General features: G+C 62.9%; 15 protein-coding genes and 1 pseudogene. 7 read left to right on the forward strand and 9 right to left on the reverse strand.

Annotated elements, in window-relative coordinates; translation table 11 throughout:
- Positions 1-18 precede the first annotated feature (18 nt).
- Entirely contained in the window at positions 19-1,191 is a 1,173-nt protein-coding gene (locus tag R9B85_RS05475) for an MFS transporter (protein ID WP_112253193.1), read from the forward strand.
- Between the two features lie 129 nt (positions 1,192-1,320).
- On the opposite strand, the gene R9B85_RS05480 is transcribed toward R9B85_RS05475, so the two are convergent.
- The 4 genes and pseudogenes from R9B85_RS05480 to R9B85_RS05495 all read right to left on the reverse strand — a co-directional run.
- A complete protein-coding gene (locus R9B85_RS05480; protein ID WP_112253194.1) occupies positions 1,321-2,247 on the reverse strand; it encodes a DMT family transporter in 927 nt (308 codons plus the stop codon).
- A 106-nt stretch (positions 2,248-2,353) separates the two neighbouring features.
- On the reverse strand, positions 2,354-2,749 hold the full coding sequence (locus R9B85_RS05485; protein WP_013973698.1) for a hypothetical protein: 396 nt from the start codon (positions 2,747-2,749) through the stop codon (positions 2,354-2,356).
- 77 nt (positions 2,750-2,826) lie between these two features.
- Positions 2,827-3,081, reverse strand: a complete 255-nt coding sequence (locus tag R9B85_RS05490) for a BrnA antitoxin family protein (protein ID WP_046614667.1) — start codon at positions 3,079-3,081, stop codon at positions 2,827-2,829.
- Positions 3,059-3,145 (reverse strand): annotated as a pseudogene (locus tag R9B85_RS05495) (BrnT family toxin); the annotation flags it as partial. The pseudogene R9B85_RS05495 and the gene R9B85_RS05490, both read right to left, overlap by 23 nt.
- Positions 3,146-3,374: 229 nt before the next feature.
- On the opposite strand from R9B85_RS05495, the gene R9B85_RS05500 reads away from it, so the two are divergent.
- A complete protein-coding gene (locus R9B85_RS05500) occupies positions 3,375-3,647 on the forward strand; it encodes a hypothetical protein (RefSeq protein ID WP_112253195.1) in 273 nt (90 codons plus the stop codon).
- 125 nt (positions 3,648-3,772) lie between these two features.
- Here the strand turns inward: R9B85_RS05500 and R9B85_RS05505 are convergent, their stop codons facing one another.
- Entirely contained in the window at positions 3,773-5,134 is a 1,362-nt protein-coding gene (locus R9B85_RS05505) for a DEAD/DEAH box helicase (RefSeq protein WP_112253196.1), read from the reverse strand.
- Between the two features lie 103 nt (positions 5,135-5,237).
- Here R9B85_RS05505 and R9B85_RS05510 point away from each other — a divergent pair, with 103 nt between their 5' ends.
- Positions 5,238-6,539: a mechanosensitive ion channel family protein gene (locus R9B85_RS05510; RefSeq protein WP_039612589.1), complete on the forward strand. Its 1,302-nt coding sequence runs from the start codon at positions 5,238-5,240 to the stop codon at positions 6,537-6,539.
- A 297-nt stretch (positions 6,540-6,836) separates the two neighbouring features.
- On the opposite strand, the gene R9B85_RS05515 is transcribed toward R9B85_RS05510, so the two are convergent.
- From R9B85_RS05515 to R9B85_RS05530, 4 genes are all read right to left on the reverse strand, one after another.
- Positions 6,837-8,213, reverse strand: coding sequence for a purine-cytosine permease family protein (locus R9B85_RS05515; protein ID WP_112253198.1), 1,377 nt, complete (start codon positions 8,211-8,213; stop codon positions 6,837-6,839).
- Between the two features lie 78 nt (positions 8,214-8,291).
- Positions 8,292-9,167: a carboxylate/amino acid/amine transporter gene (locus tag R9B85_RS05520; RefSeq protein ID WP_112253199.1), complete on the reverse strand. Its 876-nt coding sequence runs from the start codon at positions 9,165-9,167 to the stop codon at positions 8,292-8,294.
- 284 nt (positions 9,168-9,451) lie between these two features.
- Positions 9,452-10,051 (reverse strand): FMN-dependent NADH-azoreductase, encoded by a 600-nt coding sequence (locus R9B85_RS05525; protein WP_112253200.1) that lies wholly within the window; start codon positions 10,049-10,051, stop codon positions 9,452-9,454.
- A 109-nt stretch (positions 10,052-10,160) separates the two neighbouring features.
- The gene (locus R9B85_RS05530; RefSeq protein WP_207876890.1) at positions 10,161-10,475 is read right to left on the reverse strand and encodes a 3-phosphoglycerate kinase; all 315 of its coding nucleotides are present in this window, start codon (positions 10,473-10,475) and stop codon (positions 10,161-10,163) included.
- Positions 10,476-10,523: 48 nt separating this feature from the next.
- Here R9B85_RS05530 and R9B85_RS05535 point away from each other — a divergent pair, with 48 nt between their 5' ends.
- The 4 genes from R9B85_RS05535 (at position 10,524) to R9B85_RS05550 (ending at position 14,720) form a co-directional block, all read left to right on the forward strand.
- The gene (locus R9B85_RS05535) at positions 10,524-11,447 is read left to right on the forward strand and encodes a LysR family transcriptional regulator (protein WP_012273620.1); all 924 of its coding nucleotides are present in this window, start codon (positions 10,524-10,526) and stop codon (positions 11,445-11,447) included.
- 13 nt (positions 11,448-11,460) lie between these two features.
- Positions 11,461-12,273 (forward strand): alpha/beta fold hydrolase, encoded by an 813-nt coding sequence (locus R9B85_RS05540; protein WP_207876892.1) that lies wholly within the window; start codon positions 11,461-11,463, stop codon positions 12,271-12,273.
- Positions 12,267-12,824, forward strand: a complete 558-nt coding sequence (locus tag R9B85_RS05545; protein WP_133974584.1) for a peptidylprolyl isomerase — start codon at positions 12,267-12,269, stop codon at positions 12,822-12,824. The genes R9B85_RS05540 and R9B85_RS05545 overlap by 7 nt, the downstream gene beginning before the upstream one ends.
- Before the next feature lie 63 nt (positions 12,825-12,887).
- Positions 12,888-14,720 carry an ABC transporter ATP-binding protein gene (locus R9B85_RS05550; protein ID WP_112253203.1) on the forward strand — a complete coding sequence of 611 codons (1,833 nt, stop codon included), beginning with the start codon at positions 12,888-12,890 and terminating at the stop codon, positions 14,718-14,720.
- Positions 14,721-14,747 lie beyond the last annotated feature (27 nt).

Consider the following 14,747-nt stretch of genomic DNA (forward strand, 5'->3'; position numbering starts at 1 on the left):
CCCTGCAGGAGACTTGTCATGTCGCCACTCATTCAACTGCTGGCCAGCGCCGTGGCGCTGATGATGGCCATGGGCATCGGCCGTTTCGCCCTGACTCCGCAGCTGCCGCAACTGATTGCCGAAGGCCAGCTCGACCTGACAGTCGCCGGGCTGGTCGCAGCGGCCAACTACCTGGGTTACTTCATCGGCGCGGTCGATGCCATGTTCGCCCGCTCGCCGGGCCAGGTGCGCCTGCGCCTGCACGGCGGGCTGTGGCTGTGCGTGCTGCTGACCTTGGTCTCATGGGCCGCCGACGGATTCTGGAGCCACCTGCTGCTGCGCTTCGGCACCGGTGTAGCCAGTGCCTGGGTGCTGGTGATGATCACCAGCCTCAGCCAGCAGGTAGCCAATGCCAACAACCGCCAGCGCCTGGGTGCCCTGGTGTTCGCAGGGCCTGGCCTGGGCATTGCGCTGACCGGTTTGCTGGCACTGGTGGCGCACTTATGGGGGTTGGGCTCGGCAGCACTGTGGCTGATCTATGCCGTGGCCGCGCTGGTGATGCTGCTGGCGGTCCGGCCTTGGCTGCCCGGGGCGCTGCAAGCGGCGCCGGTGCCGTCGGCTGCACGCCAGGGCCCGACGGGCAGTGTCGGCATCGGCCGCCTGGGGCTGGTGTATGCGCTGTATGGCGTGGGCTACATCCTGCCGGCCACCTTCCTGTCGCAGATGGCCAACCAGCAGTTTCGTGGGCAGTGGCTTGCCGACCTGTTCTGGCCTGCGTTCGGCCTGGCGGCGGCGCTGGGGGTGCTGGTGGTGAGCATGCGGCGCGGCGGCCGTACCTCGATCTGGCTCACCGCCACCCTGTGGCTGCAGGGGCTGGGTGTACTGGCCTGCCTGATGGGCGGGGGTGTCGGCCTGGCGTTGGGCGTGGTGCTGTGTGGCGGGCCGTTCCTGGCCTGCATGCAGCTGGTGATGCAACGTTCGCGGGAGCTCGCGCCGCATGCCACCCAGCGCAATGCCGGGCTGCTGACGGCCTGCTTTGCCCTGGGGCAATTGAGCGGGCCATTGTTGGCGGCGGTCAGCAGCCATTACAGCGGCGGGCTGCAGCCTGCGCTGATGGTGGCGGCGGGTGGGTTGGTGGTGGCTGGGGGGTTGGTCTTGTTTGCCAGCTCGGTACAGCAGGGCAGCGCCTGTCAGGCCAAGGCCGCATCCTGAATTGAGATTGCCTGATCTGGCCTCTTCGCGGGCTTGCCCGCTCCCACAGGGTATGTCACAGGTCTCGAATATTGTGCAGTAACTTGTGGGAGCGGGTTCACCCGCGAAGAGGCCGGCACAGGCCAGCCCTTACCCCACAAACTTACGCAATTGCTGCTTCACCCAAGGCTCGGCACTCACCAGAACCACCCCCAGCAGCACCATCAACGCGCCAACCACAAAGTTCAGGCTCAGCGGCTCATCCAGCAGCAACACGCCAAAGGTCACCCCGAACAGCGGGGTGATGAACGAAAACACCGCAAGGTTCGACGCCAGGTACTTTCGCAGCAACCAGAACCAGGTCAGGTAGCTGATGAACGACACCACAATCCCCTGGAACAGCACACTGCCCATCGCCAGCGGCGTCAGCGCCACCGCGCCGATCTGCCCGCTGAGCAAGGCAATCAGCAGCAGCCCGGCAAAGCCCACCGCCAGCTGATAGAACAGGGTCAGGGTCGCCGGCGCCTCCGACAGCCGCGAGCAGCGCACCACCACTGTGGTCGCCCCCCAGGCCAGCCCGGCGATCACGCCAAAGGCATCGCCCAACAGGGTGCGGCCATCCATGTGCTCGAACGACATACCGCCGGCAAATGCCATGGCAATGCCGCCGAACGCCAGCAGGATCCCCAGCCACTGCAGCAGCCGCAGGCGTTCGCTGGGCAACCTGAAATGCAGGCCCAACGCGGTAAAAACCGGCGCGGTATAGAGGAACACCGACATGTGCGCCGCCGAGGTCAGCTTCAGCCCCTCTGCAATGAACAGGAACTCCAGGCCGAACAGCCCGCCCGCCACCACCCCGGCACGCCAGGTGCTGCCGACCTGGTTCCAACCCCCGCGCCAGCACAGCATCAGGCCCACCAGCACGGCGGCGATGCCGTTGCGCAACGCCGCCTGCATCACCGGCGCGATATCGATGGCGGCAGTCTTGATCAAAACCTGCTGGCAACCCCAGATCAGGCACAGCCCCAGCATCACCTGGAAGGCAAAGGCATCAGGGTTCTTGCGGACCGCGCTCATAGGCGGGCCTCGACGGTGGTCATTGGCATGGGCGAGGTCTCGGCAGTGTTCATGAACTACCGATTATCGGGTTTCCATGGCCGCCCTTGCCACCCTCAAAACGACCTCAGGCGATCTGTGCCTTCGCCGACACCTGCTCGAAGGTGGTTTCGTCCAGCGCATCTTCCTGCTCGTCCAGCACCTGGCGCGGGTGCTCGAAGCCCGGGATGCTGCTGTCGATCAGGCTCATCAGCCGCGAACCACGCTCGGTCAACACGAAGTTCTCGCCATTGCCGCCATCCTCTTCGGGCCGGGTTTCGATGAAACCACGCTCGAACAACAGCCTTTCATACTCGCAGGCGCGGGTTTTCAGGTGGTCCAGGTCGCCCACCGGCTCACCTTTGGCGGCCAGTGCCGCAGCGTGCTGCTCGGCATAGGGGCGTGGCGTGAAGCTGTGACCGGCGCCGTTCTGCACCTCGTGCAGCAAACGCTCGATCAGGTCCCAGTCGTAGGCGATGCTCATGGCTACGGGCTCCTGCTGTGGACGGAAGGGGTACACAGGTTGGGACCTGTCGAGGTTGCCCGGCGTTCCGAAATATCTCAGCGCTGGCGTTGTTGCGCTTGCATGTACTGGCGCAGCAACTGATTGATCCGGGTCTGGTAGCCGCTACCCTGCTCTTTGAACCAGGCGAGCACATCGGAATCCAGGCGAATGGTCACCGTCTGCTTGGCTGGAACTCGCAGCTCGGCCTCGCGGAAGAAATTTTCATCCAGTTCAGGAATATCCGAGGTATCGATAGCCTGGTCGTCCTGTCGAGCCAGGCGGCTCCAGTCAGTTTTCGATGCTTTGGTCATAATGTTTGGCCTCCCATCTGGTGGCTTTGCGTGCAGAAATGATGCGAATGACATCACCCTGCCTTGGGACGCTCCGTATTTACATCTGTACATACGATACCTCCTGATCCAGGCCAAGGCTAGGGGGCGATCGCACGACCTTCAATAGCCGCAGGAGGCTTTGGGAAATGGATTACAGCCTAGAGCGGAAACGGCCTAGCCAACCGGCTAGCAAGGCCCATCGGTCGAAGGCGCTGAACTAACGGCCAGGCGCATGCCTCCACCGGGCATCACCACCGCCGGAGGTAGGAAGGATGAAACTGCTACTGCCCATTGCCTGCGCCACTGCCCTGTTCTGCGCCCTGCCCGCCTGGGCCTGCACACCGGAAGAAGCGACGCAGAAACGCGAAGAGCTGGCCGGTTTGGTCACCCGGTTGACCGAACAGAACCCGCAGAAGGCCAAGGAGATCAATGACGAGCTTCAAGGGATGGAGCTTGGGACGGCGAGCAAGGATTTGCCCGACAAGTGTCAGCTGATCGACACGCGGATCAAGGAATTGAAAGGGGCGGAGAAAAAGGCTGAATAGTTGTCGCCTGTGCTGGCCCCTTCGCGGGTAAACCCGCTCCCACAGGGATTGCACAGGCCTGGAAGCCTGTAGGGTCACTGTGGGAGCGGGTTCACCCGCGAAGCAGCCAACACCGTTAGCGAGCGTTACTCAGCCGCAGGCTTGCGCTTCTTCAGCGGCGCCAGGCCGTCAGCGCTGGCCAGCGGTGCGTTGGCCTTTGGCTTGGCAGTTGGCTTGCGCTTGGCGGCTGCCTTCTTGTCACCGGTCTTCTTCTCGACCTTTTTCTTCTTGCTGCCAGCCGCCTTGCCCGAGGCCTTGACCTTCTTCGGCCCGTTGTAGGTGCCCTTCACTTCCTTGATCACCCGGCGCTCGAACTGCTGCTTCAGGTAGCGCTCGATGCTCGACATCAGGTTCCAGTCGTTGTGAGTGATCAGCGAGATCGCCAGGCCTTCGCCACCGGCACGGCCGGTACGGCCCACGCGGTGCACGTACTCGTCACCGCTGCGGGGCATGTCGAAGTTGATCACCAGGTCCAGGCCGTCGATGTCCAGGCCACGGGCCGCGACGTCGGTCGCCACCAGCACCTTGGAGCTACCCTGCTTGAAGCGTTCCAGGGCCAGCTTGCGGTCCTTCTGGTCCTTCTCGCCGTGCAGTACGAAGGCCTTCACATCCTTGGCCACCAGGTGGCCGTAGATGCGGTCGGCCAGGGCGCGGGTGTTGGTGAAGATGATCGCCTTGTCGAAGGTTTCGTTGGCCAGCAGCCACTGCACGATCTGCTCTTTGTGCTGGTCGTGGTCGGCGGTGATGATCTGTTGGCGGGTGCCTTCTGCCAGCTGCGAAACGCTGTTGAGCATCAGGTGCTCAGGGTCTTTCAGCACCTTGCCGATCATGTCGCGCAAGACCGCACCACCAGTGGTGGCGGAGAACAGCAGAGTCTGCTGGCGGTTCTCGCACTCCTTGCACAGGCGCTCCATGTCTTCGGCGAAGCCCATGTCGAGCATGCGGTCGGCTTCGTCGAGGATCAGCACCTGCACGTGGGACAGGTCGAGGTTGCCGGCATTGAGCTGCTCGAGCAGGCGGCCCGGGGTGCCGATCAGCACATCCGGCACCTTGCGCAGCATGGCTGCCTGTTCCTTGAAGTCTTCACCACCGGTGACCAGGCCCGACTTGATGTAGGTGAACTGCGAAAACAGCTGCACCTGCTTGAGGGTCTGCTGGGCCAGCTCACGGGTCGGCAGCAGGATCAGCGCGCGGATCTCGACGCGGCGCTCGCGCAGGTCGACCAGGCGATTGAGCAGCGGCAGCACGAAGGCCGCGGTCTTGCCGCTGCCGGTCTGTGCGGTCACGCGCAGGTCACGCCCTTGCAGGGCCAGGGGGATGGCCGCAGCCTGCACCGGGGTAGGCTCGACAAAGTTAAGCTCGGCCACGGCTTTAAGCAGGCGTTCGTGCAGGGCGAATTGGGAGAACACGGAGGTAACCTCAGGCAAGTGCGGGAAATTCAGTTGCATAGGGTAACGTTTTCTGCCGCCTTAGCCGAATTTCTTTTGGCAACTTTGTCGCCATCCGCGCTCTAATGGCGCCTCGTTTGGCAACAAGACTGTAAGCAAGCCCATGGATATTCAACGAATCTGGCGTGACTCCCTCGACCTGTGGGGCACCCTTGACCAACATCCGATGCTGCACGCGGCCATCGGCCTGGCGGTGCTGCTGCTTGTTTCCCTGGTCATCGGCCGCCTGGCGCGCTTCCTGGTGCTGCATGGCGCCCGCCTGCTGGCCCGCCAGCCAGCGCTGAAGTGGCTGGACGACCTGCGCAACAACAAGGTGTTCCACCGCCTGGCGCAGACCACGCCGTCACTTGTGCTGCAGTTCGGCCTGAAACTGGTGCCCGAGCTGTCCGACACCGCCCAGCACTTCCTCGGCAATGTCGCCCTGGCCTTTACCCTGCTGTTCATGACCATGGCGCTGTCGTGCCTGCTGGATGCCCTGCTCGACATCTATGCCCGCACCGAACACGCCCGCACCCGCTCGATCAAGGGCTACGTGCAGCTGGCCAAGATGATGCTGTGGATCTTCGCCTCCATCGTCATCGTCGCCACCCTGATCGACCGCTCGCCATTGTTGCTGCTGTCCGGTCTGGGCGCCATGTCGGCGGTGCTGCTGTTGGTGTACAAGGACACCCTGCTGTCGTTCGTCGCCAGCGTGCAGCTGACCAGCAACGACATGCTGCACGTGGGCGACTGGATCGAGATGCCCCAGGTCGGCGCCGATGGCGACGTGGTGGACATCACCCTGCACACGGTGAAGGTGCAGAATTTCGACAAGACCATCGTCTCCATCCCCACCTGGCGCCTGATGAGCGAGTCGTTCCGCAACTATCGCGGCATGCAGCAGTCCGGTGGCCGGCGCATCAAGCGCAGCCTGTTCATCGACGCGGCCGGCGTGCGATTCCTGACGCGCGAGGAAGAACAGCGCCTGAGCCAGGTGCACCTGCTAGCCGACTACCTGGCCGGCAAGCGTCAGGAGCTGCAGCGCTGGAACGAGGCCATGGGGCCAGTGGCCGAGCTGTCGGCCAACCGCCGCAAGCTGACCAACATCGGCACGTTCCGCGCGTTCGCCCTGGCCTACCTGAAGAACCACCCCAACGTGCACCCGAACATGACCTGCATGGTGCGGCAGATGCAGACCACCGCCGAGGGCGTGCCGCTGGAGATCTATTGCTTTACCACCACTACGGTGTGGGCGGATTACGAGCGGATTCAGGGGGATATCTTCGATTATCTGCTGGCGGTGTTGCCGGAGTTTGGCTTGAGCCTGTATCAACAGCCGAGTGGTAATGACATGCGGGTGGGGTTGAGCGGGCGTGTATCGCAAGAGCCTGTGCCGCGTCGGCTGGAAGACATGAGCGAGGCTTGAGATTGCCGCCTATCGCCAGCGAGCCACACAGAGGTCACGCAGATCGTGAGATCTTCGTTGTACCTGTGGGAGCGGCTTTAGCCGCGAAGAATCCAACGCGGTGCATGGCACCGGCTGCGCCGGTGTTCGCGGCTAAAGCCGCTCCCACAGGGCCCCTGCTAATTCAATGAGTTATGTGCAGTTCAATGAGAGCTGGCTTACCGGCGATGGGCCGCAAAGCGGCCCCAAATTGTTTGACTGACAGGCATGACGCCTTAGGGTGGTGTTTAAGTAGCCCCTTTCCGTGTCAGGGCCGAGTCAGGTGTGCACATTCATGGTTGTCGAAAGCCGGTTACTCTCGCGCCCATGGACCATGCAATACAGCGCGCCCGCCAGGATCAACCCCATCGCCCAACTGATATCCGCCCCCAGCCACTCGGCCACGAAGCCCGTGTAGAACGACAGCTTCATGAACGGGATGGTACCGATGATCGACACGGCGTACACCGCCAGGCTTCGACGATTGAAGCAACCATAACGCCCCTTGGCGTCATACAGCGCCCCCACATCATAGTGCCCTCGGCATACCCAGTAGTAATCCACCAGGTTGATCGCGCTCCATGGAATCAGCAGGTACAGCTGGCCGATCAGGATGTCGGCAAAGAACGTATCGAAATTGTACTGGGTGGCGATGGCGATCACCGTTGCCGCTGCGGTCAGCCCAGCCATTACCAGGGCCTTGGCCGTCGCGGTCACGCGCCGGATGGTCTTGAAGGCGCCAAAGATCGTGACCGATGACATGTAGGCGCTGTACAGGCACAGGACGTTGTACTGGATCACCCCCAGCGCGATAACTGCCAGCGCCAACGGCGCCCATGGGCCAAACAGCGCGGCAATGGCTGTGGCCGGGTCATGTCCCAGTGCCGAGGGCAGTTCCACAGCCACCAGCGCACCGAGCGCCATCATGGCGAAGGAGCCCAGCGCACAACCGCAATAGGTGGCCCAGAACGTGGCGCGCGGGTTGACGTTGGCGGGGAGATAGCGCGAGTAGTCGGCCACATACGGGCCATACCCCAGCGTCCAGGAGGCCGACTGGGCCACGATCAGGTTGAAGGCGGTGAACGAGAAGCCGGTACTCACCGCCGTTGTGGTTGCCATGTCGCCGGGGTGCAGCAGGATCAGCACCAGGGCGCCGGCAAAAACCAGCGTGGACAACAGGCTCATCCACGCGCCCAGGCGGTGGATCAGCTCGTAGCCGACAAAGCCGATGACAAAAGTCAGCAAACCGACCACCACGATCGCCTGGTCATCGCTCATGGGCACCAGCGCCTGCAGGGCATTGCGCATCAGCACGCCGCTGGCGGCGAGGAACAGGACTGCGGCCGTGACCATCACCAGCAGAGGGAGCGCCGCACCATGGACACCGAACTGCGCCCGGCTCTGGATCATCTGTGGCACGCCCAGGTGCGGCCCTTGGGCAGAGTGCGCGGCCATGAACACGGTGCCGATCAGGTTGCCGACCAACAGGGCCAACAAGGTCCAGCCCAGGCTCAGCCCGGACGCCACGCCCAGGGTGCCGACCATCAGGGCGGTTATCTGGAAATTGGAGCTGAACCAGATGGTGAACAATCGTTTGGGCGTACCATAACGCTCAGCGTGTGGGACAAATTCGATACTTCGCGTTTCTAGCTTCACGCCGGACTCCGATTTTTATTTTTTTGATTATCGGGTAGTCACCGACGGGTTACGGGCCCAGTAACGAACGTGTCATAGCTAGCTGCGCCATGCCTTGCCCGATAACGTCAGGCCGCCCAGGCGGCTCATCCACACCGAGGCCAGGATCACCGCCCCGCCGAGGAGCAGCCGGCCCAATGGCTCATGCTGGTTCCAGATCAGCAGGTTCAACAGCAGCCCCACCGGTACATGCAGGTTGTTCATCACCGCCAGCGTGGCCCCGGATACCAGGCACGCGCCTTTGTTCCACCAGTACAGCCCCAGCGCCGTCGGGCACAGGCCCAGGAACAGCAGCACCAGCCACTGCACATCGGTGGTCGGCAGGTGCTGGGCGTTGCCAAACAGCAGGAAGGCCGGCAACACCACGATCAACGCGCCGAGGTAGAAGTAGCCAAAGCGCTTGTAGTGGGGCAGGTCGCTGGGGTGGCGTGCAACCAGGTGGCGGTACAGCACCTGGCCGGCGGCGTAGGTGAAGTTGGCCAGTTGCAGCAGCAGGAAGCCGATGAAGAACTCACCGCTGATGGTATCGAAGCGGATCACCGCCGCGCCGGCCACTGCCACCAGCGCCGCCAGCAGCGCCCACGGGTTGAAGCGCCGGTTCATGGCATCTTCGATCAGCGTCACGTGCAGCGGCGTGAGAATGGTGAACAGCAGCACCTCCGGCACGGTGAGCACGCGGAAGCTCAGGTACAGGCAGACGTAGGTGATGCCGTACTGCAACGCACCGATCAGCAGCATCGAACGCATGAAACGCGGCTCGACCTGGCGCCAGCGGGTCAGCGGCAGGAACACCAGGCCCGCCAGCACCACGCGCGCGAGCACGGCGAAATAGCTGTCGACGTGCCCGGCCAGGTACTCGCCGATCAGGCTGAAGGAAAACGCCTGGATCAGCGCGACGATTATCAGGTAGCCCATGGTTGCCTCTCGTGGATCAAGGCCGCGACCTTAGCGGGTTGCGGGGAATCAGTTCAACCATGGGGAATGTAAGGGCAGTGCCGGCCTATTCGCGGGTAAACCCGCTCCCACAGGGACACCACAGGCCTCAGGTGCCGTGTTATTCCTGTGGGAGCGGGTTTACCCGCGAATAGGCCGGCACAGGCACCCATGAATTTCTGGCATAAAAAAGCCCGGCCATGCAGGCCGGGCAGGTACACCCAAAGGAGCAACAACAGGTGTCAGGGTTGGGAATTCGCCAAGCCTCAGGCCACCGCCGCCAGCTTGGCCTTGGCCTGGTTGACGCCCTTCTCATGGAAGTCAGGGCTCATGTTCAGGCCTTCGGCATGGATGAAGTCGACATCGTGAATACCGATGAAGGCCATTACCTGGCGCAGGTACGGTTCCTGGTGGTCGCTGGTGGCGCCGGCGTGGATGCCACCACGGGCAGTCAGGACGATGGCGCGCTTGCCGGTCAGCAGGCCTTGCGGGCCGGTGGGGGTGTACTTGAAGGTGATGCCGGCGCGCAGCACGTGGTCCAGCCAGGCTTTGAGGGTGCTCGGGATGGTGAAGTTGTACATCGGCGCAGCCATCACCAGCACGTCGGCAGCGAGCAGTTCATCGGTCAGTTCGTTTGAGCGGGCCAAGGCGTCCAGTTCGGCGGCGCTGCGCTGATCTTCGGGCTTCATCCAGCCACCCAGCAGGTTGGCGTCCAGGTGCGGCACCGGATTGACAGCCAGGTCGCGCACACTGATCTGATCGGCCGGATGGGCGGCCTGCCACTGCTGGATGAAATCACGGGTCAGCTGACGGGAAACGGAATCCTGCTGGCGGGCGCTGCTTTCGATGATCAGTACGCGGGACATGGGGTGCCTCCATCGGCAAAAAGGGTTGCGATTCGATGGAGGTGAGATTACGGCTTGACCTATCGATAAAAAAGCGTAAAAAATGGGTTCAATCTATCGATTTATCAGTTTATTCTGCACTGCAGTTCAAGGCGATCCGTAGTTTGATGATCTGCCGATTGAACTTGGCAGTGACATCGACGCTTTTACCGGCCGGTACGTTCACCCGGCGCACCCGTGGTGCCTCTGGGCCGTTGCGAAAGGTTACCTTGCACGCCGCCGGTACCTGCCCATAGTTGTTGAGGGTGATGGCGCCAATGTCATAGGCCGTGTCATAGGCGGTGTAGTCGAGCTTTACCCCGGTCAGGTCCTTCTCCACATCGATGGGATAAGCCATGGCCCCGAGGGGCAGGCACATCAGTATTGCCGCACAACATTTCTTCATGGGCCGCTCTCCTTGAAAGAGCGCAGCTTAGGACAACAGGAGCGAAAGATGAAAGCGCCGCGCGTAACCCTTGACCAGTGGCGAACCCTGCAGGCAGTGGTCGATCATGGCGGGTTTGCCCAGGCCGCCGAGGCATTGCACCGCTCGCAGTCATCGGTCAGCTACACCGTGGCCCGCATGCAGGAGCAACTGGGCGTGCCGCTGCTGCGCATCGACGGTCGCAAGGCAGTGCTCACCGAGGCCGGCAATGTCCTGCTGCGCCGTTCACGCCACCTGGTCAAACAGGCCAGCCAGCTCGAAGACCTTGCCCACCACATGGAACAAGGCTGGGAGGCCGAGGTACGCCTGGTGGTCGATGCAGCCTACCCCAGTGCCCGCCTGGTTCGTGCCTTGGCCGCATTCATGCCGCAGAGCCGCGGCTGCCGGGTGCGCCTGCGTGAAGAAGTGCTTTCTGGCGTCGAGGAAGTGATGCACGAAGGCATCGCCGACCTGGCCATCAGCAGCTACAGCATCGGCGGCTACCTGGGCGCCGAACTGAGCGCGGTGGAGTTCGTCGCCGTCGCCCACCCCGAACACAGCCTGCACCGCCTGGGCCGTGAACTGACCTTCCAGGACCTGGAAAGCCAGTTGCAGGTGGTGATCCGCGACTCCGGCCGCGCCCAGCCACGCGATGTCGGCTGGCTGGGCGCCGAGCAACGCTGGACCGTCGGCAGCCTGGGCACCGCCGCTACCTTCGTCAGCAGTGGCCTGGGCTTTGCCTGGCTGCCCCGGCACATGATCGAGCGCGAGCTGCGCGAAGGCGTGCTCAAGCCGTTGCCGCTGGATCAGGGTGGCAGCCGCCACCCACTGTTCTACCTTTACTCGAGCAAAGAGAAGACCTTGGGCCCGGCCACGCAGATTCTCATCGACCTGCTGCGCAATTTCGATACCGCGCCGCTGGACGTGCCCTTCGCAGCCCCCCCACAAGCTTGAGAGGACCGCGCCCATGGCCTATTTCGAACACGAAGGATGCGCACTGCATTACGCGGAATATGGCCAGGGCGAACCCCTGGTATTGCTGCATGGCCTGGGTTCCAGCTGCCAGGACTGGGAAATGCAGGTGCCGCTGCTGAGCCAGCACTACCGGGTGATCGTGATGGACATCCGCGGCCACGGCCGCTCAGACAAGCCCCACGACGGTTACCAGATCGCCACCTTCAGTGCCGACCTGCTGGCCCTGCTCGAACACCTGCACACCGGCCCGGTGCACTTCGTCGGCCTGTCCATGGGCGGCATGGTCGGTTTCCAGTTTGCCGTCGACCACCCGCAATGGCTGCGCAGCCTGTGCATCGTCAACAGCGCCCCCGAGGTAAAGCGCCGCACCCGCAGTGACTGGCTCTGGTGGCTGAAACGCTGGAGCCTGGCGCGCCTCCTCAGTGTCGAAACCGTCGGCAAGGGCCTGGCCGAACGCCTGTTCCCCAAGCCCGGGCAGGCCGAGCTGCGAGAGAAGATGGCCCAGCGCTGGGCGCGCAATGACAAGCGCGCCTACCTCAAGAGTTTCGACGCCATCGTCGACTGGGGCGTGCAGGAACGCATCGGGCAGATCCACTGTCCTACCCTGGTCATCGCCGCCGACCACGATTACACCCCGATACAACTGAAAGAACGCTACGTCGCCCTGATGCCCCACGCCAGGCTGGTGGTCATCGACGATTCCCGGCACGCTACACCCCTCGACCAACCCGAGGTCTTCAACCAGACCCTGCTGCAGTTCCTTGCAGCCGCTTCCACCTCTCAAGGATCTTTGAGCCCATGCTGAAAAAACTCCTGCTCACCGCCTGCTCGGTCGCCTTCGCCACCAGCGTCATGGCCTCCGACAAGACCCCGCACGTACTGCTGGACACCAGCTTCGGCCAGGTAGAAATCGAACTGAATGCCGAGAAGGCACCGATCAGTACCAAGAATTTCCTCGAGTACGTCGACAGTGGCTTCTACAACAACACCATCTTCCATCGGGTAATCCCGGGGTTCATGGTCCAGGGCGGGGGTTTTACTGACCAGATGGTGCAAAAAGACACCAAGGACCCGATTCGCAACGAAGCCAGCAACGGCTTGCAGAACACCCGCGGCACACTGTCGATGGCGCGCACCTCCAACCCGAACTCGGCCACCAGCCAGTTCTTCATCAACGTCGCCGACAATGATTTCCTCAACCCGGGCCGCGACGCCGGCTACGCCGTGTTCGGCAAAGTGACCAAAGGTATGGAAGTGGTCGACCAGATCGTCAATTCGCCGACCACCATCAAGAAAGGCATGCGTGATGTACCGGCCGACCCGGTCTACATCAAGTCGGCCAAACGCATCGACTGACCGCAGGCTTCACAGGGACGTGAAACCGCCTGAGGGCCGGATGGAACAGGAGTGTCGTTACCCATGCTGTACCGCCGTTTTGAACAACTGATCGATATCTTTCGCGAAGCACCCACTGAATCGCCACCTACCACCGTGTGGCCGTTCTACCTGTATTACCTGCGCCAAGTGTGGCCCAGCTTTCTCGCCCTGCTGGTGGTCGGCCTGGTCGCCTCGCTGATCGAGGTGGCGATGTTCAGCTACCTCAGCCGCATCATCGACCTGGCCCAGGGCACCCCCAATGCCAGTTTCTTCAGCGAACACAGCGGCGAGCTGATCTGGATGCTGGTGGTGGTCCTGCTGCTGCGGCCGGTGTTCTTCGGCCTGCACGACCTGCTGGTGCACCAGACCATCAACCCCGGCATGACCAGCCTGATCCGCTGGCAGAACCACACCTATGTGCTCAAGCAGAGCCTGAATTTCTTCCAGAGCGACTTTGCCGGGCGCATCGCCCAGCGCATCATGCAGACCGGCAACTCGCTGCGCGACTCCGCCGTGCAGGCGGTGGATGCGCTGTGGCATGTACTGATCTACGCCATTACCTCGCTGGTGCTGTTTGCCGAGGCCGACTGGCGCCTGATGCTGCCGCTGTTGCTATGGATCGCCGGCTACATTGCCGCGCTGTTCTATTTCGTCCCCAGGGTGAAGGAGCGTTCGGTGATTTCCTCCGATGCCCGCTCCAAGCTGATGGGCCGTATCGTCGACGGCTACACCAACATCGCCACGCTCAAGCTGTTCGCCCACACCGACTACGAACAGCAATACGCCCGCGAAGCGATCAGCGAACAGACCGAGAAGACCCAGCTGGCCGCACGCGTGGTCACCAGCATGGATGTGGTGATCACCACCCTCAACGGCCTGCTGGTGGTCACCACCACAGGCCTCGCGCTGTGGCTGTGGAGCCAGTCGCTGATCACTGTGGGCGCCATCGCCCTGGCCACCGGCCTGGTGATCCGCATCGTCAACATGTCGGGCTGGATCATGTGGGTGGTCAACGGCATCTTCGAAAACATCGGCATGGTCCAGGACGGCCTGCAGACCATCGCCCAACCGGTCACCGTCACCGACCGGCCCAACGCGCCGGCACTCAAGGTCAGCCGCGGTGCGGTGCGTTTCGATGACGTGGACTTTCATTACGGCAAGGCGGCCAACGTGATCGAAGGGCTCAATCTGGACATCCGCCCGGGCGAGAAGATTGGCCTGATCGGCCCGTCCGGGGCAGGCAAGTCGACCCTGGTCAACCTGCTGCTAAGGCTGTATGACGTGCAGGGTGGGCGCATTCTCATCGACGGCCAGGACATTGCCGAAGTGAGCCAGGCCAGCCTGCGCGCGCAGATCGGCATGATCACCCAGGACACCTCGCTGCTTCACCGCTCTATCCGCGACAACCTGCTGTATGGTCGCCCCGGTGCCAGCGAGGCGGAGCTACATGAAGCGGTGCGCCGGGCCCGCGCCGACGAGTTCATCCCGCAGCTGTCGGACGCCCAGGGACGCACCGGTTTCGATGCCCATGTGGGGGAGCGCGGGGTCAAGCTGTCGGGTGGCCAGCGCCAGCGCATCGCCATTGCCCGGGTGCTGCTGAAGAATGCACCGATCCTGATCATGGACGAGGCCACTTCGGCGCTGGACTCGGAGGTGGAAGCCGCGATCCAGGAAAGCCTGGAGACGCTGATGCAGGGCAAGACGGTCATCGCCATTGCCCACCGGCTTTCCACCATTGCGCGGATGGACCGGCTGGTGGTGCTGGACAAGGGGCGGATTGTCGAAAGTGGCAGCCACACTGAGCTGCTGGAGCAGCAAGGCTTGTATGCCCGGTTGTGGCATCACCAGACCGGGGGGTTTGTCGGAGTGGACTGATTTCCTGTGCCGGCCTCTTCGCGGGCT

It is taken from the genome of Pseudomonas sp. NLJ1, from assembly GCF_049486705.1.
Taxonomy (GTDB): Bacteria; Pseudomonadota; Gammaproteobacteria; order Pseudomonadales; family Pseudomonadaceae; genus Aquipseudomonas; species Aquipseudomonas inefficax.

Bases quoted from the DNA above. Each gene is read 5' to 3' on its own strand.
- R9B85_RS05540 (WP_207876892.1), top strand. From the start codon at position 11,461: ATGGCCTATTTCGAACACGAAGGATGCGCACTGCATTACGCGGAATAT.
- R9B85_RS05525 (WP_112253200.1), bottom strand. From the start codon at position 10,051: ATGTCCCGCGTACTGATCATCGAAAGCAGCGCCCGCCAGCAGGATTCC.
- R9B85_RS05500 (WP_112253195.1), top strand. From the start codon at position 3,375: ATGAAACTGCTACTGCCCATTGCCTGCGCCACTGCCCTGTTCTGCGCC.
- R9B85_RS05475 (WP_112253193.1), top strand. From the start codon at position 19: ATGTCGCCACTCATTCAACTGCTGGCCAGCGCCGTGGCGCTGATGATG.
- R9B85_RS05550 (WP_112253203.1), top strand. From the start codon at position 12,888: ATGCTGTACCGCCGTTTTGAACAACTGATCGATATCTTTCGCGAAGCA.
- R9B85_RS05530 (WP_207876890.1), bottom strand. From the start codon at position 10,475: ATGAAGAAATGTTGTGCGGCAATACTGATGTGCCTGCCCCTCGGGGCC.
- R9B85_RS05510 (WP_039612589.1), top strand. From the start codon at position 5,238: ATGGATATTCAACGAATCTGGCGTGACTCCCTCGACCTGTGGGGCACC.
- R9B85_RS05545 (WP_133974584.1), top strand. From the start codon at position 12,267: ATGCTGAAAAAACTCCTGCTCACCGCCTGCTCGGTCGCCTTCGCCACC.
- R9B85_RS05485 (WP_013973698.1), bottom strand. From the start codon at position 2,749: ATGAGCATCGCCTACGACTGGGACCTGATCGAGCGTTTGCTGCACGAG.
- R9B85_RS05535 (WP_012273620.1), top strand. From the start codon at position 10,524: ATGAAAGCGCCGCGCGTAACCCTTGACCAGTGGCGAACCCTGCAGGCA.
- R9B85_RS05480 (WP_112253194.1), bottom strand. From the start codon at position 2,247: ATGAGCGCGGTCCGCAAGAACCCTGATGCCTTTGCCTTCCAGGTGATG.
- R9B85_RS05505 (WP_112253196.1), bottom strand. From the start codon at position 5,134: ATGCAACTGAATTTCCCGCACTTGCCTGAGGTTACCTCCGTGTTCTCC.
- R9B85_RS05490 (WP_046614667.1), bottom strand. From the start codon at position 3,081: ATGACCAAAGCATCGAAAACTGACTGGAGCCGCCTGGCTCGACAGGAC.
- R9B85_RS05520 (WP_112253199.1), bottom strand. From the start codon at position 9,167: ATGGGCTACCTGATAATCGTCGCGCTGATCCAGGCGTTTTCCTTCAGC.